The 23,543-nt window shown below is 72.1% G+C and carries 20 protein-coding genes; 10 read left to right on the top strand and 10 right to left on the bottom strand.

The features are described 5' to 3' along the window. Positions 1 to 162: 162 nt before the first annotated feature. A complete protein-coding gene (locus AB0B94_RS19240; protein WP_357281638.1) occupies positions 163 to 1,647 on the top strand; it encodes a protein kinase in 1,485 nt (494 codons plus the stop codon). 18 nt (positions 1,648 to 1,665) lie between these two features. Here AB0B94_RS19240 and AB0B94_RS19235 read toward each other — a convergent pair whose 3' ends face one another. The 9 genes from AB0B94_RS19235 to AB0B94_RS19195 form a co-directional block, all read right to left on the bottom strand. Beyond that, the gene (locus AB0B94_RS19235) at positions 1,666 to 2,721 is read right to left on the bottom strand and encodes a glycosyltransferase family 4 protein (RefSeq protein WP_357282140.1); all 1,056 of its coding nucleotides are present in this window, start codon (positions 2,719 to 2,721) and stop codon (positions 1,666 to 1,668) included. A 148-nt stretch (positions 2,722 to 2,869) separates the two neighbouring features. Beyond that, positions 2,870 to 3,541: a BON domain-containing protein gene (locus AB0B94_RS19230; RefSeq protein ID WP_357281634.1), complete on the bottom strand. Its 672-nt coding sequence runs from the start codon at positions 3,539 to 3,541 to the stop codon at positions 2,870 to 2,872. Positions 3,542 to 3,718: 177 nt separating this feature from the next. After that, on the bottom strand, positions 3,719 to 5,341 hold the full coding sequence (locus AB0B94_RS19225; RefSeq protein ID WP_357281632.1) for a trypsin-like peptidase domain-containing protein: 1,623 nt from the start codon (positions 5,339 to 5,341) through the stop codon (positions 3,719 to 3,721). 62 nt (positions 5,342 to 5,403) lie between these two features. Then, entirely contained in the window at positions 5,404 to 6,960 is a 1,557-nt protein-coding gene (locus AB0B94_RS19220) for a HAMP domain-containing sensor histidine kinase (protein WP_357281629.1), read from the bottom strand. Next, positions 6,957 to 7,658 carry a response regulator transcription factor gene (locus tag AB0B94_RS19215; protein ID WP_030336721.1) on the bottom strand — a complete coding sequence of 234 codons (702 nt, stop codon included), beginning with the start codon at positions 7,656 to 7,658 and terminating at the stop codon, positions 6,957 to 6,959. The genes AB0B94_RS19220 and AB0B94_RS19215 overlap by 4 nt, the downstream gene beginning before the upstream one ends. 86 nt (positions 7,659 to 7,744) lie before the next feature. Further along, positions 7,745 to 8,362, bottom strand: a complete 618-nt coding sequence (locus AB0B94_RS19210; protein WP_357281626.1) for a PadR family transcriptional regulator — start codon at positions 8,360 to 8,362, stop codon at positions 7,745 to 7,747. Next, positions 8,359 to 9,183: a DUF4097 family beta strand repeat-containing protein gene (locus AB0B94_RS19205; RefSeq protein WP_238668169.1), complete on the bottom strand. Its 825-nt coding sequence runs from the start codon at positions 9,181 to 9,183 to the stop codon at positions 8,359 to 8,361. Before AB0B94_RS19205 ends, AB0B94_RS19210 begins: the two co-directional genes overlap by 4 nt. A 123-nt stretch (positions 9,184 to 9,306) precedes the next feature. Continuing rightward, entirely contained in the window at positions 9,307 to 10,239 is a 933-nt protein-coding gene (locus AB0B94_RS19200) for a lysophospholipid acyltransferase family protein (RefSeq protein WP_357281622.1), read from the bottom strand. Then, positions 10,236 to 11,009 (bottom strand): GNAT family N-acyltransferase, encoded by a 774-nt coding sequence (locus tag AB0B94_RS19195; RefSeq protein WP_357281620.1) that lies wholly within the window; start codon positions 11,007 to 11,009, stop codon positions 10,236 to 10,238. The genes AB0B94_RS19200 and AB0B94_RS19195 overlap by 4 nt, the downstream gene beginning before the upstream one ends. 148 nt (positions 11,010 to 11,157) lie before the next feature. Here AB0B94_RS19195 and AB0B94_RS19190 point away from each other — a divergent pair, with 148 nt between their 5' ends. The 7 genes from AB0B94_RS19190 (at position 11,158) to AB0B94_RS19160 (ending at position 21,372) form a co-directional block, all read left to right on the top strand. Beyond that, positions 11,158 to 11,805: a hypothetical protein gene (locus AB0B94_RS19190; protein ID WP_357281618.1), complete on the top strand. Its 648-nt coding sequence runs from the start codon at positions 11,158 to 11,160 to the stop codon at positions 11,803 to 11,805. 142 nt (positions 11,806 to 11,947) lie between these two features. After that, positions 11,948 to 12,883, top strand: a complete 936-nt coding sequence (locus tag AB0B94_RS19185; RefSeq protein WP_238668173.1) for an ATP-binding cassette domain-containing protein — start codon at positions 11,948 to 11,950, stop codon at positions 12,881 to 12,883. Continuing rightward, positions 12,880 to 13,692 (top strand): ABC transporter permease, encoded by an 813-nt coding sequence (locus tag AB0B94_RS19180; protein WP_357281615.1) that lies wholly within the window; start codon positions 12,880 to 12,882, stop codon positions 13,690 to 13,692. The genes AB0B94_RS19185 and AB0B94_RS19180 overlap by 4 nt, the downstream gene beginning before the upstream one ends. 277 nt (positions 13,693 to 13,969) lie before the next feature. Then, positions 13,970 to 17,722 carry a multifunctional oxoglutarate decarboxylase/oxoglutarate dehydrogenase thiamine pyrophosphate-binding subunit/dihydrolipoyllysine-residue succinyltransferase subunit gene (locus AB0B94_RS19175; RefSeq protein WP_357281613.1) on the top strand — a complete coding sequence of 1,251 codons (3,753 nt, stop codon included), beginning with the start codon at positions 13,970 to 13,972 and terminating at the stop codon, positions 17,720 to 17,722. Between the two features lie 135 nt (positions 17,723 to 17,857). Continuing rightward, positions 17,858 to 18,043: a DUF6104 family protein gene (locus AB0B94_RS19170; protein WP_030490374.1), complete on the top strand. Its 186-nt coding sequence runs from the start codon at positions 17,858 to 17,860 to the stop codon at positions 18,041 to 18,043. A 147-nt stretch (positions 18,044 to 18,190) separates the two neighbouring features. Next, a complete protein-coding gene (gene pta, locus AB0B94_RS19165; RefSeq protein ID WP_357281610.1) occupies positions 18,191 to 20,260 on the top strand; it encodes a phosphate acetyltransferase in 2,070 nt (689 codons plus the stop codon). Continuing rightward, a complete protein-coding gene (locus AB0B94_RS19160) occupies positions 20,257 to 21,372 on the top strand; it encodes an acetate kinase (RefSeq protein WP_357281607.1) in 1,116 nt (371 codons plus the stop codon). The genes pta and AB0B94_RS19160 overlap by 4 nt, the downstream gene beginning before the upstream one ends. Before the next feature lie 94 nt (positions 21,373 to 21,466). Here the strand turns inward: AB0B94_RS19160 and AB0B94_RS19155 are convergent, their stop codons facing one another. Beyond that, positions 21,467 to 21,640 carry a hypothetical protein gene (locus AB0B94_RS19155; RefSeq protein ID WP_167362491.1) on the bottom strand — a complete coding sequence of 58 codons (174 nt, stop codon included), beginning with the start codon at positions 21,638 to 21,640 and terminating at the stop codon, positions 21,467 to 21,469. A gap of 212 nt (positions 21,641 to 21,852) precedes the next feature. On the opposite strand from AB0B94_RS19155, the gene AB0B94_RS19150 reads away from it, so the two are divergent. Together AB0B94_RS19150 and AB0B94_RS19145 are read left to right on the top strand one after the other, a co-directional pair. Further along, positions 21,853 to 22,386, top strand: coding sequence for an aminoglycoside adenylyltransferase (locus AB0B94_RS19150; protein ID WP_357281603.1), 534 nt, complete (start codon positions 21,853 to 21,855; stop codon positions 22,384 to 22,386). A 75-nt stretch (positions 22,387 to 22,461) separates the two neighbouring features. After that, on the top strand, positions 22,462 to 23,427 hold the full coding sequence (locus AB0B94_RS19145) for a chlorophyllase (protein WP_357281600.1): 966 nt from the start codon (positions 22,462 to 22,464) through the stop codon (positions 23,425 to 23,427). Positions 23,428 to 23,543 lie beyond the last annotated feature (116 nt).

Here is a 23,543-nt window from a genome sequence, read left to right as displayed (position 1 = left end):
GTCCATCCTGGCACGGGCCCGCCGCCCACCGGCGGGCCGCCGTCGACCGGCGGTCGGCGCACGGCAGGCACCGTCCGTCGCTGGTCGGCGGCAACGGCGTTGACAGGCAGGACGCATTCGCGCAACCTGATACCGCTCCCACCCCTGAGGCAGGTGCGATCCGTGAAGGCAGCGCTGCATCCGGGCCGATTGCTGGCTCGCAGATACCGACTTCTGGACCAGATCGGCGCCGGTGGCATGTCGGTCATCTGGCGTGCCCGGGACGAGGTACTGGACCGGGTGGTCGCGCTCAAGGTGCTCGCCCCGTCACTCGCCGCGGACGCGCGGTTCCGGGGGATGGTGCGCGAGGAGGCACGGGCTGCCGCCCAGTTGGTGCACCCGCACCTGACCTCCGTGCACGACTACGGCGAGACTGTCGACCCGGACGGCTCGATCACCTCGTTCGTGGTGATGGAGTTGCTCAGCGGCGAGGAGTTGAAGCTTCGGCTCACCGAGGGGCCGCTGCCGTGGACCGAGGCGGTCCAGGTGGGGGCGCAGGTCGCGGACGCGCTGGCCGCCGCGCACCGGCTCGGCATCGTGCACCGGGACATCACCCCGGCCAACGTGATGATGACCGGGACGGGCGTCAAGGTGCTCGACTTCGGCATCGCCACCCGGATCGGCGCGCCCGACGAGGACGAGGACGGCGAGACCTTCGGCACCCCGGCGTACGTCGCCCCGGAGCGTCTCGACGGCGCGCCGGCCCAACCGTCCACCGACGTCTACTCGCTCGGTGTGCTGCTGCACGAGGCGCTCACCGGCCGGGTCCCGTACCCGGCGGACACCTGGGAGCAGCTCAGCGCCGCGCTGGCCAGTGGTCCGCCGCCGACGCTGGCCGACCTACCGGACCTGCCCGCACCAGTGGCCCAGATCTGCCTGCGCAGCCTCGCCCGCAACCCGGCCGATCGGCCGACCGCCCGGCAGGTCGCCACAGCGCTCCGCGACCACGCGCTGCCCGCCGAGCCCCCGACGGCGACCGTCCGGGTGCCCACCCAGCCCCTGCCGGCACAGTCCCCCGCTGTCGCGACGGCCAGCGTCCCGGCGGCGGCACTACCGGATGGAGACACCTCGGACGGCGGGGGTGAGCCGGCGACCGGGTCGGGCTGGTCGCGGCGGCGGCTGGTGTTGCTGCTGGTGCTGGCCGTCGGCGTGACGGTGGCCGGGGTGGCCCTGCTGCCCGAACAGCAGCCGATCCGTCGGGCGCAGCCAACCGCCGGGCCGGTGACGACCCCGTCGAGCGACCCGCCGGCGCCCGAACCGTCCGCGCCGATCACGTCCACCCCGCCGACCCCGGCGCCCTCGACGAAGCCGACCACCGGGGCGCCCACCTCGAACCCGGGCACCCTGACCGAGGTCGCGAACCGGGTCGACGGGTTGATCGGCGCCGGGCTGAGCGTCGGCGAGATCCGCGACGACGTGGCCCTCGACCTGCGCAACGAGCTGCGCAACCTGAGGGTCGCGGTCAGCTCCGGCCGCGAAGAGCTGGCACCGCCGGTGGCCCGGCTGCGCGCCAAGGTCGCCGTCCGACTCGGTGAGGGCGGCATCAGCCCGGCGTACGCCTCTCAGCTCGACGCCGCCATCGCCGAGCTGGGCGCGACCGGGGCCTGACCCGGCGGTGCCGATGGGTCATCGCACCGGCACCCGGGCCGGTTCACGGACGTCGTGCCGGCCGAGGGCGAAGCGCCGATAGACCTCGGCGTAGCCGCTCGCCATCCGCTCGACCGAGAAGTTCCGGGCGACGTGCGCCACGCAGTCCTCCGGGTCGAGTCGCTCCGCCGCGAGCAACGCCGCGGGCAGCTCCTCCGACCGCTCGACGACGAGCCCGGTCAGCCCCGGCCGCACCAGCTCCGGCACCGCACCCCGGTTGAGCGCCACCACCGGCGTGCCGGTGGCCATCGCCTCCAGCATCACCATGCCGAACGGCTCGTCCCACTGGATCGGCATGATCAGGCAGCGGGCCTCGACAAGCATCCGCAGCGTCGTCGCGCGGTCCGCGTTGAGCACTACTGTCACGTCCTCGTCGACCATCGGCGCGACGACCTGCTCGTAGTAGCGGCGCTCGGCCGGCTCGTTGCACTTGCCGGCCAGCAGCAGGGGCAACCCGGCCGCCCGGCACTCCCGGATGGCGGTGTCCGGGCCCTTGTCCGGGCTGAACCGGGCCAACCACAGCACCGGCCCCGCGCCGGGGGTGTGCTTGCGCGGGAAGCCGCGGATGTCGAGCGCGTTGTGCACGGTGCCGGCCCAGGGCAGGTTCGGGTTCAGCCGGCGCTGGGCGTGCGAGATGGCCACCAGCGCGACCCCCGCGTCGATGTCGCTCAGCACGTCGCCGTACTCCCCCACGGGGTTGCCGTGCACTGTCGCCACAGTCGGCACGGCCCGGCGACCGGCGACCAGCGGACCGATGGTGGTGTGGTCGTGGATCACGTCGAAGTCGGCCGGGCTGATCAGCCGATTCACCCGGGCCAGGTGTGCCAGCTCGGGCAGTGACTCGCCGAGCCGCTCATATTGGACCTCGGCCACTGTGGAGACGAAGCCGTCGGCGGCCGTGCCGTGGTCACCCCCGGCACCGAACAGGGTCACCGCGTGCCCCTGTTGGCAGAGCGCGTCCACCAGGGCGGCGACTACCTGTTCAAGGCCGCCGTAGCCGGGCGGCGGTACGGACAACCACGGCGGAACCACCATCGCGATGCGCAGCGACCGCTCCTCTGGGCGGCCCGCAGGCGGGTGGTTCACGGCCACGAGTCCTCCCCGTTGCTCCCCGGTGCGGCGGCACCGCCGGTCGGCGGCGGTTTCCCGGTGGCGTCCCGGGTAAACCGGACATGGCGGACGATCACCCGCCCACCAGGAGTTGGTCGTGGACCACCCGCACCCCGGGCGCGGACCACGCCACCCGCTCGACCTGGTCGCGTTCCCACCAGGAACGGACCACGCCGGCGAGGACCAGCGTGTCGCCGTCCACCTCGACGGTCACCCGCTCGCCGCCGAGCGTGCGCCGCAACGCCCGCTGGACGTCCCGACGCAGTTGCTCGCCGGCCGGTGGCGCCGGAGGTCGTACCTCGATCAGGTTGGTGATCCCCCGTACGCCGTCGAGTCGACGCACCTCGCCCTCCGCGGCCCGCCGCTGCCACCCGAACTCGACCTCGCCGCGCAGCATCAACCAGCCGTTGGCAACTGTCACGTCCAGCCGCTCGTCGGGCACGAAGCTGTCCCACTCCAGGGCACGGGTGGCGGCGATGGCGACCTCGGCGTCGGTACGCCCCGGAGTGCCCGGCAGCCGCACCTCCATCTCGTCGGCCACCGCCCGTACGCCGCGAACCCGCTGGGCGGATCGGGTCGCGGCCCAGCCACGGGCGGCACCGTCCACGAATCCGGTCAGGGTGACCACGCCCTGGTCGACGGTCACCCCGATCTCGTTCGGTTGCAGCTGGGCGTCCCACGCCAGCTCGGCCAGAACGTCGCGTTGGATCCGCTGGTCGTCGCGGACATCCACCACCTCGGTCACGGCACCCCACCCCCGGTTCCGGTCGTCGCCCTGCAAACCTGCCGGGCGGACGGGTGACGGCGGTTCACCCGATCCGGGTGAACCGCCGTCGGGCGGAAAGAAGCGGCGGGTGACGGAGCCGACCCCCTCGGCCCCGCCACCCGCCGCCGGAGGGTGGAAGCAGGTTCAGACAGCTGGTCAGGACGTCTCGGCGAGCGTCACGGTCGCCGACTTCTCGACACCGTTGCGTTTGAACTGCACCTCGACCCGGTCGCCGACCTTGCCGGCCTGCACCGCGCCGACCAGGTCGTCAGAGTCGTTTACCGGCTTGTCGCCGAACCGGGTGACGACGTCGCCGCGCTGGAAGCCGGCCTTCTCCGCCGGGCTGCCCGGGGTGACCGACGCGACGAGCGCGCCGCCGCCCTCGGCCGGGTTGACGCCGACTCCGAGCGACGGGTGGCTGACCTTCTCGCCACGCTGGAGTTTGCCCGCGACGTCCTTGGCCTTGTTGCTGGGGATGGCGAACCCGACACCGATGTTGCCGGTGCTCTGCCCGGAGGTCGCGATGGCGGTGTTGACGCCGATCACCTCACCGCGGGTGTTGACCAGCGCGCCACCGGAGTTACCGGGGTTGATCGGCGCGTCCGTCTGGAGCAGGCCGGAGATCGAGCTGACCGGCTGGCTCTGCTGGGTCGGGTCCTGCTGCTGGCCCTCGCCGGCCCGGATGGTGCGGTCCCGGGCGCTGAGGATGCCCGAGGTCACCGAACCCTGCAGACCGAGCGGGCTGCCCAGGGCGAGCACCTGGTCGCCGACCTGCATGGCGTCGCTGTCGCCGAACTTGGCCGGCTTGAGGTCGCTCACCCCGTTTGCCTTCACCACGGCCAGGTCGGTCTTCGGGTCGGTGCCGATGATCTTCGCGTCGGCGGTCGTGCCGTCGGCGAAGACCACCCGTACGGCGTCGCCGGCGGCTGACGCGACCACGTGGTTGTTGGTCAGCACGTACCCGTCGGCGCTGAGCACCACGCCGGAGCCCTCACCGCTGCCGGTGGTGATCGAGACGACGCTGTCCTGCACCGACGCGGCGATCTTCGGCAGGTCGGCGCCATTGATCACGGGCGCCGCGGAGTAGGTGCGGGTGATACCGCCGCCGTCGCCGTCGAGGGCGAGCGCGAGTGCCCCGCCGGCCACGCCGGAACCGAGCATCAGGGCGAACACCGCGACGCCGGCGCCGGCGAACTTCGCGATCCGACCCGGCCGGGGGCCGCTGCCGGGCGGCGCGACCTGCGGGCCCCACGGTGGGACCGGCTGGCCCGGGTGCTGCGGGTGCTGCGGGTGCTGTCCGGGGTGCTGGGCGTGCTGCCCGGGGTGCTGCTGGTGCTGGGCGTACGGCATGCCCGGCTGGCCCCCGCCGGCCCAGCCGGACTGCTGGCCCTGGTACCAGGGGGCACCTGGGTAGTGGCCGGCGGCCGGCTGCGGGTAGCCGGGCTGGCCGGGCGCCGGGTGACCGGAAACCGGGTACGGCGGAGCTGACGCAGTGGCGGCCGGGCGCTCGTAGCCGGTCGACGGCTCGTACCCGGTCGGCGCGGCGGCGGCCGGCGGCCCGGCGGAACCGGGATACCCGGCCGGGGTGGCGGCGGTCGTCTCCGCGTCACCGGTGGTGGAGGCGACAGTCGGGTCGCCGCCGGTCGAGACGACCGGTACGGGAGTGGTCGGGGAGTCGGACTGCACGCGCTCGTCGCGCGGCAGCTCGGCGGTGGGGTGCGACGGCTCGGCGTCGGTGGGGGCCGGCCGGCGCTGCGGGTCGGACTCGAACTCGGTCATGGCACTACCTTCTCCCTCCGCACTGCAATCAACCTGGAACCGTCCTGGAAGTTGGCTGAAAGTCACTCGCCCGCTCCGTCGATCTGCGCCAGCAGCGGCAGCCGAACCCGGAAGGTGGCCCCGCCGCCGGGCGTCTCGGCCACCTCGACCGAGCCGTGGTGGGCGGCGACCAGCGCCGCCACGATGGCCAGGCCGAGGCCGGTGCCGGTGTTGCCGTCGGCCCGCCGGGTACGGGCCGCGTCGGCCCGGTAGAACCGCTCGAAGACGCGTTCGGCCTGCTCGGCCGAGAGGCCGGGGCCGGTGTCGGCGACCTCCACGACGGCGAAGCCACCGGGTTCGGCGCGCAGCCGCACGAGGACCTCGGCCTCCGCCGGGGTGTGGGTGAGCGCGTTGGTGACCAGGTTGCCGATCACCTGCCGCAGCCGCGCGTCGTCGGCGGAGACGACGAGCGGGCCGGATTCGGGCCTGATCTCCAGCTCGATCCGCCGGTCCGGTGCCATCGCCCGCGCGGCCTGCACCGCGTCGGAGGCGAGCACCGGCAGCTCCACCGGGGTCAGCGAGAGCGGCCGTTCCATGTCCAACCGGGCGAGCAGCAGCAGGTCCTCGACCAGCAGCCCCATCCGGGCCGCCTCGTCCTCGATCCGGCGCAGCAGCCCGGCGGTCTGTTCCGGCGCACGGGCCGCACCCTGCCGGTACAGCTCGGCGAAGCCACGGATCGTGGTGAGCGGAGTCCGTAGTTCGTGCGAGGCGTCGGCGACGAACTGCCGCATCCGCTCCTCGGAGCGAATGGCCCGCGCCTCGGACGCCTGAGCTGCGGCGGCGGCGTCCCGGGCGGCGCTCTCCGCCCATCGGGCCGAGGTCTCCGACGCGGCTCGGGCGGTGAACGCCGCCTCGATCTGGGTGAGCATCGCGTTGAGCGCACGGGAGAGCCGGCCCAGCTCCGAGGTCGGCTCGGCCTGGCCCTCCTCCGGGTCGGGCACCCGGCGGGTCAGGTCACCGCCGGCAATCGCGGCGGCGGTCTGTTCGATCTCGACGAGGGGCTTGAGGCTGGTCCGGACAATCGCCGCGCCGACCGAGGCCAGCATGATCAGCACTGCACCACCGACCAGCAGGTCTATCCAGACGAGCTGCTTCACCGCCCGGTCCACCTCGGTCAGCGGCTGACCCACTGCCAGCACCGAGCCGTCCGGTTGAGCCGCGTAGTAGACCCGCCACCGGGTGAGGCGATCGTGTGAGATGACAGTCCGCGGCTCGCCCTCCGCCGCCTCGAAGTCCTTGCGGCTGGCGGGAAAGGTGGGCAGCTGTTCGGGGTCGAAGTTGCGCTTGTCGTACAGGGGGTCGTACACCCGCCGCTCGTCGGCCACGATCACGACGTAGTCGCTGGGCAGCAACGCGCCGACCTCACCGCTGCGCAGCTTCAGAAGCACCTGGCCGAGGCCCTGGGCGGTCGACCGTACCTGCCCGTCGACCTGGCCCTCCAGGTAGTTGCGAAGGAAGTACGCGGTCAGCGAGCTGATCACCAGAAGCGCGACGGCGACCAGCGCGAGCACCGAGGTGACCAGCTTCACCCTCAGCGGAACGCTGCGCACCCGCCCCTTCGCCTGCTGGACCGCGTTCACGCCGCCGGCTTGCGCAGGACGTACCCGACGCCGCGAAGAGTGTGGATCAGCCGGGGTTGGGTGGTGTCGACCTTGCGCCGCAGGTACGAGATGTAGGACTCGACGATGTTGTCGTCGCCCCGGAAGTCGTAGTTCCAGACGTGGTCGAGGATCTGCGCCTTGGACAGCACCCGGTTGGCGTTGAGCATCAGGTACCGCAGCAACTTGAACTCGGTCGGCGAGAGCTGCACCCGCTGGCCGGCACGGTGCACCTCGTGGGTCTCCTCGTCCAACTCCAGGTCGGCGAAGGTGAGCCGGGAGGGAGCCTGCTCGCCGGTGGTGGTGCGGCGCAGCACGGCGCGGATCCGGGCGGTCAACTCCTCCAGGCTGAACGGCTTCGTGACGTAGTCGTCGCCGCCCAGGGTCAGCCCACGGATCTTGTCGTCGGTGGCGTCCCGGGCGGTCAGGAACACCACAGGAGTACGCGTGCCGCCCTCGCGGAGCATCCGGATGACCTCGAAGCCGTCCAGGTCGGGCAGCATCACGTCGAGTACCACCAGGTCGGGCCGGTGGTCCTTGGCGGCGTTGAGCGCCGCGCTTCCACTTGTCGCGGTGGCCACGTCGAAGCCCGCGAACCGCAGGCTCGCGGAGAGCAGTTCGAGGATGTTGGGGTCGTCCTCGACGACAAGCAGTCGCGCCTCGGTCTGGGTAGCGGGCATGCGCCCATCATCGGTGACGTCACTGCGCCAGCGCTGGACGCTTCCTGCAAAAAGGCTGTGAGTCGCCGACCGTCCGGCGACGCCGGTCAGCGCAGTAGGCGACGCAACCCGTCCAGGGCGCCGTCGAGCAGCCGGATCGCGGTGCGCAGCTGGATGTCGCTGAACTGTCGGGCGCGCATCAGCCGGCCCACCTCGACGGTGAACGCGGCCAGCCGCTTGTCGAGTTCGTCGAGCAGCTCGGCCTGCGGCCCGGCGGTCGATGCCGGCCTGGGCTGTGGTTCGGGTGCGGGCGCCTCCCACCGGGCCCGCCTGGTCTGCCGGGTGGCCTCGCTCAACTCGCGCTTGAGGTCGCGTGCCGAGCCGCGTACCTCGCTGCGGATCTCGCCGGCCAGGCTGGAGAGATCCGCCACGGAGGCCGCGATGTCCGTTTCCAACGCTGTCAACTCACCGGCCCGCTGGCGCAGCTCCGCCCGGCCGGCGTCGGTGATGTCGTACGTCTTGCGGCCGCCGGCTGCGGTGTGGCTGACCAGACCCTCGACCTCCAGCCGTTGCAGGCGGGGGTAGATGGTGCCGGCGCTGGGCGCGTACAGCCCGAGGAAGCGGTCCTCCAGCAGACGGATCAGCTCGTAGCCGTGCTTCGGGCCGTCGTCGAGGAGCTTGAGCAGGTAGAGCCGGAGCCGCCCGTGGCTGAACACGGCGGTCACGGCAGCTCCTCCTCATCGTCGTCGACGGCTCGGGCGAGCAGGGCGATGCTCCCCGAGGTCGCGGAAGCCCAGAGCTTACCGTCGCCGGCGCCGAGCACCCCCTCGCTGCTGGGCAGGGGGAACGTCGAGGTGCGCAGCTGCGGAAAGCCGCTGGTGATCCGGCCGGAGGCGGTGCTCAGCTGGACGGCGAGGTCGCTGTCCGCGCGGACCCGGACGGTGATGCTGCCCGAGATGGTGCTCAACCGGATCTCGCTGCGCCGCGGATTGTCCAAATCACAGGTGATCGGACCTGAGACGGTCTGCGCCCGGACCCGGTCGGCGGCGCTGTCGGCGAGGATCACCTCCCCGGAGACCGTCTCCACAGTGAGGTCGCCGCGGACGCCGAGCGCCTCCACCGGCCCCGAGGTGAGCTTCGCGGAGGTGCTGCCGCGCAATCCCATCAGGGTGATCTGGCCGGCGACGACGTTGGCGATGGTCTGCCGGCGCAGGCCGGAGGCGACCAGGGAGCCCGCGACCAGGCCCAGATCGGCGAGGACGTCGGCGGGCACCGCGATGGAGACGTCCACCCGGGGATAGCGGTGGATCATCCGGAACCAGCGCAAAACGTCCGACCAGCCCCGACCGCGCTCCTGGCGGATGCTGAGCCGACCGTCGGTGTGGTCGATCAGGACCGGCCGACGGCCGACCTGGGTCACGTCGATCCGGGTCGGCCCGTCGGTGGCGACCACGTTGAGCCGCCCACTGATCAGTCGAACGTCCAGCCGGACGACCGGAGCGTCCAGTGTGAGCCGTTGCGGGCTCTCGACCGTCCAGCCGGCCATGGCGTCCCCCTCTCGACGACGCGCGGGAGGCGCGCCGAACAGGAGGCGAATGTAACGCGATACATCGCGACACCACAAGACAGGTCGAGAGGTGGTCGCCCGTTCGCCGTTCGACGTGCTCCCTCAGGCCGCCAGGTCCAGCTCCCGATCGACGAGCGGAGCCGGCACGGGAACGGCCGGGGTCACCGTCGGCACCGGCCGCAGCCGGGCCCGCACGGCACCCGCTGGCACCAGGTGTACGGCCGACTCGGCGGCCCGGGCCAGCAACCGCCGGTCGGCGTCACGGGCCGGGTGCAGCGCGGCGGCGATCGTCACCGACACCACCAGCTCCCGCGCCGCGACCACCCGTGCCACCGAGCGCAGCAGGGTGTCCGCGCCGAGGAAGGCGGCTGCCGTGGTGGTCGACCCGGTGGCCGCACACCGGTAGGTGAGCCGCAGCGGAACCACCGGGCTGCCCGTGTCGATCGCCGCCTGGAACGTCGCGGGCCGGAACCCACCGCCGGGACGGCAGTCGGTGGCACCGTTGCGGGCACACCACGTCGTACCCTCCGGAAAGACCGCCACCGACCGCCCGGCACGCAGCGCGTCGGCGACCCGGGCGACGGTCCTCGGCAGCGCCCGGGGCCGGGCGCGGTCCACGAAGACAGTGCCCGCCGCCGCGGCCAGCAGACCGACCACCGGCCAGGCGCGGACCTCCCGTTTCGCCACCATCCGGGTGGGCGCGACCGCCAGCACCGCGAGGATGTCCAGCCAGGAGACATGGTTGGCGACCAGCAGCGCGCGCCGCCGGGGCAACCGACCCCGGACCACGAGGCGGACGCCGAACGCGCGCGCGGTGGCCCGCGCCCAGCCACTGACCAGCACCCGCCGTTCCCGAGTGGGGAGCACCGGCAGCAGCACCACCACCGGGATCCCGGCCAGCAGCATGCCGAGCGCGGCGACCAGCCGGAGCACCCGGCGGGCCACCGGCACCGTGGGCACCTCGCCGGCCGCCGGCAGGCAGTCGTCGTCGCAGCCCGAGGAGGGCCGCCACAGGTCGCGCGGCACGGCGGTCACCGCTGCTCACCGCCGAGGAAGTGCCGCAGGTAGCGCGGGTTCATCCGGTCCAGGGAGAAGAGGACGTAGAAGTCCGCGCACCCGAAGTCGCTGTCGTAGGCCGGCTCGCCGCAGATCCACGCGCCGAGCCGGAAGTAGCCACGCAGCAGCGGCGGCACCGCCACCCGCCCGGTCGGGGCAGCGGCGAGCGGGCCGGCGGCGGCCGCCTCGGCGAACCACTGCCGCAACGGGCGGACCCGCAGCGGCGGCGGCGCCAGGTGCCGGGTCCGGGCCTGGGTCCACACCTCGGCCACCGTCCGCCCGCCGTCAGCCACCGGCACCGACGCGCACCCGCCGAGCCAGCGGGAGCCGCGCGGGTGCAGGTACCTGATGATGCCGGCCCACATCAGGTTGATCACCGCGCCGGAGCGGTGGTCCGGGTGCACGCAGGACCGGCCCGCCTCGACCAGGTCGTCGCGGAGCGGGTCGAGCGGCCTCAGATCGAATTCGTCCTCGGCGTAGCGCCGGCTGGTACGCCCCGGCGGCAGCAGCCGGTACGTGCCGACCACCTCGCCGGAGCTGTCCTCGCGGACGATCAGGTGGTCGCAGTACGCGTCGAAGGGGTCCACGTCCAAACCGGCCTCGCCGGGAAGGAGGGTGGCGCCGAGCTCGGTGGCGAACACCTCGTGGCGCAGGCGTTGCGCGGCCGCGACCTGGGTGGGGTCGTCGGCGATCAGCAGGGTGTATCCGCTGGTCTTCAGGGGTGCGCCAGCGGCATGCAGAACGGCCATGGGATCTGTGTAAGGGCCCGGGTTGCCGTTCACGGGGACCACTGGTGTCGGCAGGATGAACGCCGGCCGGCAGATGGCTCCCACCTCGGCCGTGCGAGGCTGCGGAAGGTCCGGCGACGACGCCGACACGCACCACCGGAGGTCGACGATGCGCATCGAAACCCGCTACAACGGGCCCGCCGGTTCCGGCAACGGCGGCTGGAGCGCGGGGATCTTCGCCGCCGAGGCGGACGGCAGCGGGCCGGTCGAGGTGACACTGCGCCGGCCACCGCCGCTGGAGACCGAGCTGACAGTGGTCGACGGCGAGGTCCGGGACCCGGCCGGCGAGCTGGTGGCCGAGGTGCGCCCGGCCGGGGTGATCGATGCCGTGGTGCCCCCGGTCGACCTGGAGACGGCGGTGGCCGCCGCGGCCCGCTACCCCGGTCTGGTCGAGCATCCGTTCCCCAGCTGTTACGTCTGCGGCCCGCAGCGGGCCGACGGGCTGCGGATCTTCCCCGGCCGGCTGCCCGATGGCCGGACCGCCGCGCCGTTCCGCGCGCCCGCACAGGTCAGCGCGGCCACGGTCTGGGCTGCGCTGGACTGCCCCGGAGGTTGGGCGGTGCTTGCGCCGGGCCGCCCGTACCTGCTGGGTCGGATCGCCGCCGTGGTCGAGGCGCTGCCCGGGGCGGGCGACGAGTGCGTGGTGACCGGGGCGTTGCTGCGCGTCGATGGGCGCAAGGCGCTCGTGCACACGAGCCTGTACGGCCCGGACGGGTCCTTGCTCGGCGCGGCGCGGGCAACCTGGATCGCCTGTTGAATCCGGGCCGTAGTCCGCAGGGATGACCCGCCTCCGCCCCGCGACGGAGGCAGACGTACTGACCGCGCCTGATTGACCTTGTTGCCCCGGGCCGTCACGCTGTGCCACGGCGTACCTCTACGCCACACACGGGAGGAGAACGATGACTGACGGGCAGCGAAGCCCCACCAACGACGGTCAGATCGTGGTGTCCGGTCTGACGAAGCAGTACAAGAACGTCCGGGCGGTGAACAACCTGTCCTTCACCGTGGCGCCGGGACGGGTGACCGGCTTCCTCGGCCCGAACGGCGCAGGCAAGACCACCACGCTGCGCATGCTGCTGAATCTGGTCACACCGACCGCCGGCACGGCCACCATCAGCGGCCAGCGGTACGCCGACCTCGCGACCCCGCTGCGGCAGGTCGGCGCGGTGCTGGAGGCGTCCAGCGCACACAAGGGCCGCACCGGCATCAACCACCTCCGGGTCATCTGCGCGGCGGCCGGGCTGCCCAAGCAGCGGGCCGACGAGGCGTTGGCCCTGGTCGGGCTGACCCCGGCGGCGAAGCGCAAGTTCAAGGGTTACTCGCTGGGCATGAAGCAGCGGCTCGGTATCGCCGCCGCGATGCTCGGTGACCCCCGGGTGCTGATCCTCGACGAGCCGGCGAACGGGCTGGACCCGGAGGGCATCCGGTGGATGCGTGGGTTCCTCAAGAACCTCGCCCACGAGGGCCGTACGGTGCTGGTCTCCAGCCACCTGCTGTCGGAGATGCAGTTGCTCGCCGACGACGTGGTGATCATCGCGGCCGGGCAGTTGGTCCGGCAGGGTCCGGTCGACCAGGTGCTCGGCTCGATGGCCCAGGGCGCCCGGGTCCGGGTCCGCACCCCGCAGGCCGAGGTGCTGGCCGCCGCCCTCAAGGCGCAGTCGGCGACCATCGAGACCGACGAGCAGGGTGTACTGCTCGTCGGCGGGGTGGACGCCCCGACGATCGGCCGGTCCGCCCTCGCGGCAGGGGTCGAGCTGCACGAACTGACCACCGAACGGCCCGATCTGGAACGGGTCTTCCTGGAGCTGACGGCCGGAAAGGCGGGCATCCGATGAACCTGGTCCGATCCGAGCTACTCAAGATTCGTACCACCAGCACCTGGTGGTGGCTGGCCCTCGGCGCGCTCCTCTCGATCGCCCTGGCGTTCGCGATCAACGCGTGGTTGGCCGTCACGACGCTCGGTGGCGACGCCGAGGAGATCGGCGTCAGCGCCGAGCAGGCCACCGCCCCGGCGCAGGCGGCGAACCTCTACACCTCGGGCCAGTACCTCGGGCTGATGTTCGTGATGCTCATCGGCATCCTGATGGTCACCAACGAGTTCTTCCACCAGACCGCGACCACGACGTTCCTGACGACTCCCCGGCGAACGTCGGTCATCGTCAGCAAGCTCGTCGCCGCCAGCCTGCTCGGCTTCATGTTCTGGCTGGCGACCACGCTCATCGACCTGGCCGCCGGCGCGATCTTCCTGTCCGCGAACGATTACGGCACCCAGCTCGGTGAGTGGCCGGTGCAACGGGCGCTGCTGTTCAACCTGCTGGCCTACGCCATCTGGACGATCCTCGGGGTGGGCATCGGCACGCTGATCACCAACCAGCTCGGAGCGGTGATCACGGCGGCGGTGCTCTACCTGATCGGCACCCAGGTGGTGGGTCTGCTGTTCCTGCTCCTGTCGAACGTGCTCGACAGCCAGGCGGTGCTCAAGTGGCAGGTGGTCTGGCCCGCCGTGGCATCCCAGGTCATGATCACGGAGGGCACCTCGGAGTTCACACCGTCCTGGTGGGTAGGGGCCCTGGTGCTGATCGGCTACGCGCTGGTCAGCGGAATCGCCGGAGTCCTGCTCACCCGGCGGCGCGACATCGCCTGACGGCGTCCGCGACCCCGGAGCGGCTGGCCGCTCCGGGGTCGGGCGTCACGCTCGACGCCCGGCCGCACGAGGGCCGGGTGTTACCAGTTCGGCACGGTGCGCGCAGGCGTTGGTGAACTTCTGGCATCTTCTGTGAAACCGGCCACGGGACCGAGGCGGAAATGCCTGCGGGATCGGTACGGCGTAGCCTGGGAGCCGTCTAGTCCGTGCTCCTAATCGGGCGCGACGGACCCACCGCGTGCCACACAAACCCGCGTGAAAGAGGCGATTACCGGCCGTGTCGACCCAGCAGACTTCGCAGGAGAACCCACTGGCGGGTTTCGGCCCGAATGAGTGGATCGTCGAGGAGATGTACCAGCGTTACCTCGCCGACCCATCGAGCGTCGATTCGGCCTGGCACGACTTCTTCGCCGACTACCGACCGGCACCGGGAGCGGGCACCCCGCGCGGCGCCGAATCATCGGACAAGCCGGCCGCCGCCCCGGAGCCGGACGGTCAGCCAGAGGCAGCCGCCACCGTCACCCAGCCGAAGGCCCCGGCCAAGCCGGCGACCGCGAGCAAGCCGGCCGCCCAGCCGGCGTCGGCCAAGCCCGCCGCCCCGGCCACGCCGAAGGCCGCGCCGGAGAAGGCCGCTGCGACCAAGCCGGCCGCCAAGGCCGCCGCGCCGAGTGCCGACGGCCCGCAGACCACGCCGTTGCGGGGCGTCGCGGCGAAGATCGTCCAGAACATGGACGCCTCGCTGAGCGTGCCCACCGCGACCAGCGTGCGCGCGGTCCCGGCCAAGCTGCTCGTGGACAACCGCATCGTGATCAACAACCACCTCGCCCGTGGGCGGGGTGGCAAGGTCAGCTTCACCCACCTGGTCGGCTACGCGATGGTGCGCGCGCTGGTCCAGCACCCCGAGATGAACAACTCCTTCGCCGAGGCCAACGGCAAGCCGGCGGTGCTCCGCCCGGCACACGTCAACCTCGGCATCGCGATCGACCTCGCCAAGCCCGACGGCAGCCGCAACCTGGTGGTCCCCTCCATCAAGGGCTGCGAGCAGATGGACTTCCGGCAGTTCTGGCAGGCGTACGAGGACGTGGTCCGACGGGCGCGGCGCAACGAGCTGACCATGGAGGACTACTCCGGCACCACGATCTCGCTGACCAACCCGGGCGGCATCGGCACCGTGCACTCGATGCCGCGGCTCATGCAGGGGCAGAGCGCCATCATCGGCGTCGGCGCGATGGAGTACCCGGCCCCCTACCAGGGGATGTCCGAGGCCACCCTCGCCGAGTTGGCGGTCAGCAAGATCATCACGCTGACCAGCACGTACGACCACCGGATCATCCAGGGTGCGCAGTCCGGCGAGTTCCTCAAGGTGATGCACGAGCTGATCCTCGGCGAGCACGGCTTCTACGACCAGATCTTCACCGCGCTGCGCATCCCGTACGAGCCGGTGCGCTGGATGCGCGATGTCGCTGTCAACTCCGAGGGGCAGATCAACAAGACCGCCCGGGTGCACGAGCTGATCCACGCGTACCGGGTGCGCGGTCACCTGATGGCCGACACCGACCCGCTGGAATTCAAGATCCGCAAGCACCCCGACCTGGACGTCCTCCAGCACGGGCTCACCCTGTGGGACCTGGACCGCGAGTTCCCGGTCAACGGCTTCGCCGGCCGGCAGCGGATGAAGCTGCGCGAGATCCTCGGCGTGCTGCGCGACTCGTACTGCCGCCGGGTCGGCATCGAGTACATGCACATCCAGGACCCGGAGGAGCGGCGCTGGGTCCAGGAACGGATCGAGCGCAAGTACGAGAAGCCGTCCGCCGACGAGCAGAAGCACGTGCTCAACCGGCTCAACGCCGCCGAGGCGTTCGAGACCTTCCTCCAGACCAAGTACGTCGGCCAGAAGCGCTTCTCGCTGGAGGGCGGCGAGTCGCTGATCCCGCTGCTCGGTGAGGTGCTGGAGTCGTCCGCCGAGAACGGGCTGGACGAGGTCGTCATCGGCATGGCCCACCGGGGTCGGCTCAACGTGCTGGCGAACATCGTCGGCAAGCCGTACGAGAAGATCTTCTCGGAGTTCGAGGGCCACCTGGACCCGCGCTCGACGCAGGGTTCCGGCGACGTGAAGTACCACCTGGGCCAGAACGGCAAGTTCACCACCCCCGACGGCGAGCACGCGGTCAAGGTGTCGGTGGTGGCCAACCCGTCGCACCTGGAGGCCGTCGACCCGGTGCTGGAGGGCATCGTCCGGGCCAAGCAGGACCGGATCGACCTCAAGCTGGAGGGCTACACGGTGCTGCCGCTGGCGGTGCACGGTGACGCCGCCTTCGCCGGACAGGGCGTGGTCGCCGAGACGCTCAACCTGTCGCAGCTGCGCGGCTACCGCACCGGCGGCACCGTGCACGTGGTGGTGAACAACCAGGTCGGCTTCACCACCGCCCCGGAGTACAGCCGGTCCAGCCTCTACAGCACCGACGTGGCCCGGATGATCCAGGCCCCGATCTTCCACGTCAACGGCGACGACCCGGAGGCAGTGGTCCGGGTGGCCCGGCTGGCGTTCGAGTACCGGCAGACGTTCAACAAGGACGTCGTGATCGACATGGTCTGCTACCGGCGGCGCGGGCACAACGAGGGCGACGACCCGTCGATGTCCAACCCCCAGATGTACAAGATCATTGACTCGAAGCGCTCGGTCCGCAAGCTCTACACCGAGGAGCTGATCGGTCGCGGCGACATCACCGTGGAGGACGCGGAGGAGCTGCTGCGCGACTACCAGGCGCAGCTGGAGAAGGTCTTCAAGGCCACCCGGGACGCCGCCTCGGCACCGCGCCAGCTCAACCGGCCGCGCCGCGAGGAGGAGCCGGAGCCGCAGGTCGACACGGCCACCGACGCGTCAGTGGTCAAGGCCATCGGCGAGGCGCACATCAACCTGCCGGAGGGCTTCACCCCGCACAAGCGGATCCAGCAACTACTGGACCGGCGGGCCAAGATGTCCGTCGAGGGCAACATCGACTGGGGCTTCGGCGAGATCATCGCGCTCGGGGCGCTGCTGCACGACGGGGTCACCGTCCGGCTCGCCGGGCAGGACTCTCGCCGCGGCACGTTCGTCCAGCGGCACGCCTCCGTCGTCGACTCCCGCACCGGCGACGACTACCTGCCGCTGAAGTCGCTGACCAGCGACGGCGACCGCTCCCGGTTCTTCGTGCACGACTCGCTGCTCAGCGAGTACGCGGCGATGGGCTTCGAGTACGGCTACTCGGTGGAGAACATCAACGCCCTCGTCGCCTGGGAGGCCCAGTTCGGCGACTTCGTCAACGGCGCCCAGTCGGTGATCGACGAGTTCATCTCGTCCGGTGAGGTGAAGTGGGGCCAGCGCTCCGCCATCACCCTGCTGCTGCCGCACGGCCACGAGGGTCAGGGCCCGGACCACACCTCCGGCCGGCCGGAGCGGTTCCTGCAGATGTGCGCCGAGGACAACATGCGGGTGTCCATCCCGACGACCCCGGCGAACTACTTCCATCTGCTGCGCCGCCAGGCCCTGTCGCCCAAGCGCAAGCCACTGGTGGTGTTCACGCCGAAGTCGCTGCTGCGGCACAAGCTCTGCGTCTCGTCGGTGGAGGACTTCACCACCGGCACCTTCCAGCCGGTGCTGCGCGACACTGCCGCCCCGGCGCCGGAGGCGGTGAAGCGGGTGCTGCTCTGCTCCGGCAAGGTCTATTACGACCTGTTCCAGGCCCGGCAGGAGCGTGGCGTCACCGACACCGCGATCCTCCGGCTGGAGCAGCTGTACCCGCTGCCGGTGGAGGAGATCCGGGCCGCCCTCGCGCAGTTCCCGAACGCCGAGGACTTCGCCTGGGTGCAGGAGGAGCCGGCCAACCAGGGCGGCTGGTCGTTCGTCGCGCTCAACCTGCTGGAGCACCTCACTGACGTTCGGCTGCGGCGGATCTCCCGCCCGGCCGCGGCCGCCCCGGCGGTCGGCTCGGCCAAGACCCACGAGGTCGAGCAGAACGCGCTGATCGAGGCGGCTCTCCCCCGCCCGTGACCTGACCTGAGCGCGGAAGCCGGGGTAGGGCCGTTCACCACGGTCCTGCCCCGGCTCTCGTAGGTCCCGCCGGCCGTTTGACCATCCACCCAGCACCCGCCCGGCCCGAGCCGGGCCGAGCACAAGGACGTACCCATGTACTTCACCGACCGTGGCATCGAGGAGCTGGTCGAGCGCCGGGGCGAGGAGCAGGTGACCCTTGAGTGGCTCGGCGAGCGCCTGCGCGACTTCGTCGACCTCAACCCGGACTTCGAAACCCCCATCGAGCGCCTGGCAACCTACCTGGCCCGCCTGGACGACCCCGACGACGAAGACGCCTAACCCCGTTCCGCGCACGGTGATCATGAAGTTGTCCGCGCGTGTCGTCGGCGTGTCGGGCAACAACTTCATGATCACTGGGGTGAAGGGTGGGGCCGGCAGGGCCGGAGGGCCCAGGTGGTGGGCCTTGCGATCTTCTAGGGTGGGGCTGTGGCCCGAAGTGTGTATCTGACGAGCGTGGGGTCCGGCGGGGGCAAGTCGACGATCGCCCTCGGGTTGGCGGAGTTGCTGTCCCGCCAGGTCGGGCGGATCGGCGTGTTCCGGCCGTTGGTGGCCGACAGCGGCCAGGACCCGATCCTCGCCCTGCTGAGCGAGCGCTACCGGGTCGAGGTGCCGTTGTCCGAACTGGCCGGGGCGAGCTACGCCGAGGCTTCGGCGCTGGTCGCCGACGGCCGACGGGAGCAGCTCATCTCCGCCATCGTCGAGCGCTACCGGGCGGTGGAACGGCAGTGCCCGGCCGTGGTGGTGGTGGGCAGCGACTTCGACGAGCCGGGCGACCCGGCCCACCCCCGGGAACTGGCCTTCAACGCCCGGCTGGCCACCGAGTTCGGCAGCGTGGTGGTGCCGGTGGTGGACGGCTTCGGGCAGGAGCCGGCCGCTGTCGCGTCGGCGATGCGGGGGGCGTACCACGATCTGGCCGACCTCGGCGCGACGGTGCTCGCGGTGATCGCCAACCGGGTCACCGAGCCGATGACACTGCCCGAGCTGCCGGTCCCCGCGTACGCCATCCCGGAGGTGCCGAGCGTGTCAGCGCCGACGGTGGCCGAGGTGGCGGCGGCGCTCGGCGCCACCCTGCTGGCCGGGGACGACACCGCCCTCGGTCGCGACGTGCTGGACTTCGTGGTCGGCGCGGCGCACGTGCCGACACTGCTGGGCCACCTCACCGAGGGCGCCCTGGTGATCACGCCCGGGGACCGGGCCGACCTGCTCGTCGCCGCGAGCGCCGCGCACGTGGCCGGGCAGGTGTCGGTGTCCGGGCTGGTACTCACCCTCGGCGAGCAGCCCGACCCCAGGGTCATGCGGCTGGTGGAGGGGCTCAACACCGGGCTGGCGGTGCTCTCCGTACGTCTCGACAGCTACGACACGGTGGCCGCGTCCAGTCGCATCGAGGGCCGGCCCAGCGCGACCAGTCCCCGCAAGGTGGAGGCCGCGCTCGGCGCGTTCGAGCGCTGCGTGGACACCGACGACCTGGCCCGTCGGCTGCGGGTCAGCCGGTCGGCGCGGGTCACGCCACTGATGTTCGAGAACGAGCTGATCGATCGTGCCCGCTCGAAGCCCCGGCACCTGGTGTTGCCGGAGGGCACCGACGAGCGGATCCTGCGCGCGGCGGAGATCCTGCTACGCCGTGGAGTGGCCGAGCTGACCGTGCTCGGTCGGCCGGACGACATCGCCCGGCGCACCCGGGAGTTGGGCATCGACCTCGGCGACGTGCAGGTGGTCGACCCGGGCACCAGCGAGTGGCGCGACGACTTCGCCGCCGAGTACGCCCGGCTGCGCGCCCACCGGGGCGTCACCGCCGAATTGGCGCACGACCTCGTCGCGCAGCCCAACTACTTCGGCACGCTGATGGTGGCCACCGGCCGAGCCGACGGCATGGTCTCCGGCGCCACGCACACCACCGCCGCGACCATCCGACCGGCGTTCGAGATCATCCGTACGCTGCCGGACGTCTCGGTGGCCTCCAGCGTCTTCTTCATGCTGCTCGCCGACCGGGTGCTGGTCTACGGCGACTGCGCTGTCAACCGCGACCCGGACGCGGCCCAGCTCGCCGACATCGCGATCTCCTCGGCCGACACCGCCGCCCGGTTCGGCATCGAACCCCGCGTGGCGATGCTGTCGTACTCGACCGGCAGCTCCGGCGCGGGCGCGGACGTGGAGAAGGTCGCCGCGGCCACCGCGCTGGTCCGGCAGCGCCGGCCCGACCTGCTAGTCGAGGGGCCCATCCAGTACGACGCGGCGATCGACCCGGCGGTGGCGGCCACGAAGCTGCCCGACAGCCCCGTCGCAGGGCACGCCACTGTCTTCATCTTCCCGGACCTGAACACCGGCAACAACACGTACAAGGCGGTGCAGCGCTCGGCCGGGGCGGTCGCCGTCGGCCCGGTCATGCAGGGCCTGCGGCGGCCGGTCAACGACCTGTCGCGGGGCGCCACGGTGCCGGACATCGTCAACACTGTGGCGATCACCGCCATCCAGGCGGCCACCGAGGAGGCGTCGTGAGTCGGGTGCTGGTGCTCAACTGCGGGTCGTCGTCGGTGAAGTGGCGCCACTACGACGGGGACCGGGTGCTCGACCAGGGCACTGTGGAGCGGGTCGGTGAGCCCGGTGGCGGCCCGGCGGACCACACCGAGGCGGTCCGGCAGATCCTGGACGGGCTGGACCTGACCGGGCTGGCGGCGGTCGGACACCGGGTGGTGCACGGTGGCCGGACCTTCAGCGCACCGGTGCTTGTCGACGACGCGGTGCTGGCCGCGATCAAGGATCTGGTGCCGCTCGCCCCGCTGCACAACCCGGCCAACCTGGCCGGCATCGAAGTGGCCCGCGCGGCGCTGCCGGACGTCCCGCAGGTCGCCGTCTTCGACACCGCGTTCCACCACACCCTGCCGGAGGCCGCCGCGACGTACGCGATCGACCGGGACGCCGCCGAGCGGTACGACATCCGTCGGTACGGCTTCCACGGCACCTCACACGCGTACGTGTCCCGGCGCACCGCCGAGTTGCTGGGCCGTCCGTACGAGCAGGTCAACACGATCACCCTGCACCTGGGCAACGGGGCCAGCGCCTGCGCGGTGGCGAACGGTCGCAGCGTCGCCACCTCGATGGGCATGTCCCCGTTGCAGGGGCTGGTGATGGGGACCCGCAGCGGCGACGTGGACCCCACAGTGATCTTCCACCTGCGCCGGGAGGGTGGCCTGTCGGTGGACGACATCGACGACCTGCTCAACCACCGCAGCGGCCTGCTCGGGCTGACCGGTGTCAACGACATGCGCGAGGTGCTCGAACGCCGGGCGGCCGGTGACCGGGCGGCGGCGTTGGCCTTCGACGTGTACTGCCGGCGCATCACCGAGTACGTCGGGGGGTACTACGCGCTGCTCGGTCGGGTCGACGCGATCGCCTTCACCGCCGGGGTCGGCGAGCACGCCGCGCCGGTGCGGGCCGCCGCGCTGGCCGGCCTGGGCCGGCTCGGCATCGCAGTGGACGACGCCCGCAACGACGGCGAGGGCGACCGGTTGATCTCGCCCGACGGCGCCGAGGTGAGCGTCTGCGTGATCCGCACCGACGAGGAGCGGGAGATCGCCCGGCAGACCCGGGACGTGGTCGGGGCGGCCTGACGCCACTGAGGCGCGCACCCCCGGGAGGCCCGAGGGTGCGCGCGTGTCGGTAGAGCCCGTCCAGTGCCGGCGCAGCGCCAGCCAGGCGACTCGGTCAGCCGGTCGCCAGCCAGGCGACGAGTGCCACCAGCACCACGACGACCACGGCCGCACCGATGATCAGCGGCAGGCGGGACGGGGCCTCCGTCGGCGCCGCGGTCTCCGGCGTCTGGTTGAAGGCGCGGAACGCCTCGGTGTTGCCGCTGGGGTCCGTGTAGTTCTCAGGCATGTCGGTGACAGTAGCGAAGCTGGCCACGCGCCACCGTCCCCGGCCCGCTGCGTCCCAGGGGTGGACCCGGCCGGCGGAGGTGACCCGACCGGGTGGCGGGCGTACCCGGGCCGGACGGCGGGGCCGCCACGCCCGCCCGGGCACCTACCGTTGAACGATGGGGGCGGGCCGCGCGCCCCTGCCGGCCCGACCGGCACCGGTACGGTCCTCCCGTGGACGAGCTTGCGCGCCGGCAGTTGGCGAGCATCGCCGAGGTCATCGCGGTGACCGGGGCGGACGGCATCCCGGTCTGGCTGCGCGGCGGCTGGGCGATGGACTTCCAGCTCGGCGCGGTGACCCGCCCGCACGTCGACGTCGACTGGTACTGCTGGCGCGACGACGCCGATCGGCTGGCCAACCTGCTGCTGGCCCGGGGTTGGTTTCCCGACCCGCGGGTGCCGGTGCAGTCGCAGCTCGACCTGTTCGCCGCCGACGTGGAGGTCAGCTTCGCGTACCTGGGTCGCGATGCCTGCGGCCGACCGACGGTGGGTGCCGGGCCCTGGGCCGGCACCCCGCTGCCAGCCGGGATGCTGGACGCCCCACCCGGCCGGATCGGCCCGCTCACCGTGCCGACCATCTCGGTGGCGGCCCAGATCGAGTTCAAGCAGATGTACCCGGTCTGGATGCCGGAACGCCCCCGCCGCCCGAAGGACGTCGACGACCTGGCCCGACTGCGCGCACTCGGCCCGGCCGGCACTACCGGTTGAACTGTGGGTGAGCGGATGGGCACGCCACGCCGAACCCGGCCGGGCACGTCTGCGGGGCAGGGCACAATCGGATTCATGTCGCGTCGCATCGCTCCCGCACTGATGGCCAGCGCCGTCCTCATGGCCGGTCTGGTCGGCTGCTCGGCGGACGCCAGGAAGACCGAGGGCCAGCAGGCACCCGTCGAACCACCGCCCGCCGCCACGCCGACACCGCAGGTGCCCGCCGGCAAGGCCCCGCAGCGCGCCTTCGCGGTCGGCGTACGCCAACTCAAGCTGAACCGGGACGGCCGCGCGCTGCCGACGACGCTCTGGTACCCGGCGGCCGGGCAGTCCGGCGGCAAGGCCGAGCGGTCGGCGACGGCGGCGGAGGGCCGGTTCCCGGTGGTGATGTTCAGTCACGGCCTGGGTGGGCGACCGGACGACTACGCCACGCTGCTGACCCGCTGGGCGGCGGCGGGTTTCGTGGTGGCCGCGCCGACGTTCCCGCACACCTCGCGGGGCGCTGACAACAACGTCCTCGACGTGCTCAACCAACCCGCCGACGTGTCGTACGCGTTGGACCAGGTGCTGGCGTTGGACGGCAGGGCCGGCGACGCGTTGCGTGGCCGGTTGGACGGCGAGCGGGTGGCCGCGGCCGGGCACTCGGCGGGCGGGGTGACCACCATCGGCCTGTTCACCGCGAGCCGGGACGAGCGGCTGGACGCGGGTGTGGTGTTCGCCGGCACGGCGCTCGGCGTGGGCACCGCGTTCGCCGGTGCGGCAGCACCGCAGTTGTTCGTGCACGGCGAGTTGGACGAGGTGGTCGAGTACGCGGCGGGCAAGGCCGCGTACGACAAGGTGCCCTGGCCGAAGGCGATGCTGAGCCTGCCCAAGGGCGACCACGGGCGGGCGCTGCTCAGTGACGGCGCGACGCTGCGGGTCGTCTCGGACACGTCTGTCGAGTTCCTGCGCTGGTCGCTCTACGGCGACGCGGACGCCAGGAAGCGCATCCCCACCGACGCGACGCGCGGCGACATCGCCACCTTCGACGACCACCTCTGACGTCCCGCCCACGCCGCCCGCCCGCGCCGCCCTTGGGCAGGCTCAGCATCGCCTTCGGCCAGGGCACCTTGTCGTACGCGGCCTTGCCCGCCGCGTACTCGACCACCACGTCCAAC

This window comes from Micromonospora sp. NPDC048986, assembly GCF_040649335.1.
GTDB lineage: Bacteria > Actinomycetota > Actinomycetes > Mycobacteriales > Micromonosporaceae > Micromonospora > Micromonospora alfalfae.
Note: the sequence above shows the minus strand (reverse complement) of the source record. Positions and strands in the feature narration are given on the sequence as shown.

Excerpts from the sequence above, each read along its gene's own strand:
- AB0B94_RS19185 (WP_238668173.1), top strand. The coding sequence starts at position 11,948 with ATGACTGACGGGCAGCGAAGCCCCACCAACGACGGTCAGATCGTGGTG.
- AB0B94_RS19195 (WP_357281620.1), bottom strand. The coding sequence starts at position 11,009 with ATGGCCGTTCTGCATGCCGCTGGCGCACCCCTGAAGACCAGCGGATAC.
- AB0B94_RS19190 (WP_357281618.1), top strand. The coding sequence starts at position 11,158 with ATGCGCATCGAAACCCGCTACAACGGGCCCGCCGGTTCCGGCAACGGC.
- AB0B94_RS19145 (WP_357281600.1), top strand. The coding sequence starts at position 22,462 with ATGTCGCGTCGCATCGCTCCCGCACTGATGGCCAGCGCCGTCCTCATG.
- AB0B94_RS19235 (WP_357282140.1), bottom strand. The coding sequence starts at position 2,721 with ATGGTGGTTCCGCCGTGGTTGTCCGTACCGCCGCCCGGCTACGGCGGC.
- AB0B94_RS19225 (WP_357281632.1), bottom strand. The coding sequence starts at position 5,341 with ATGACCGAGTTCGAGTCCGACCCGCAGCGCCGGCCGGCCCCCACCGAC.
- AB0B94_RS19170 (WP_030490374.1), top strand. The coding sequence starts at position 17,858 with ATGTACTTCACCGACCGTGGCATCGAGGAGCTGGTCGAGCGCCGGGGC.
- AB0B94_RS19155 (WP_167362491.1), bottom strand. The coding sequence starts at position 21,640 with ATGCCTGAGAACTACACGGACCCCAGCGGCAACACCGAGGCGTTCCGC.
- AB0B94_RS19215 (WP_030336721.1), bottom strand. The coding sequence starts at position 7,658 with ATGCCCGCTACCCAGACCGAGGCGCGACTGCTTGTCGTCGAGGACGAC.
- AB0B94_RS19205 (WP_238668169.1), bottom strand. The coding sequence starts at position 9,183 with ATGGCCGGCTGGACGGTCGAGAGCCCGCAACGGCTCACACTGGACGCT.
- AB0B94_RS19180 (WP_357281615.1), top strand. The coding sequence starts at position 12,880 with ATGAACCTGGTCCGATCCGAGCTACTCAAGATTCGTACCACCAGCACC.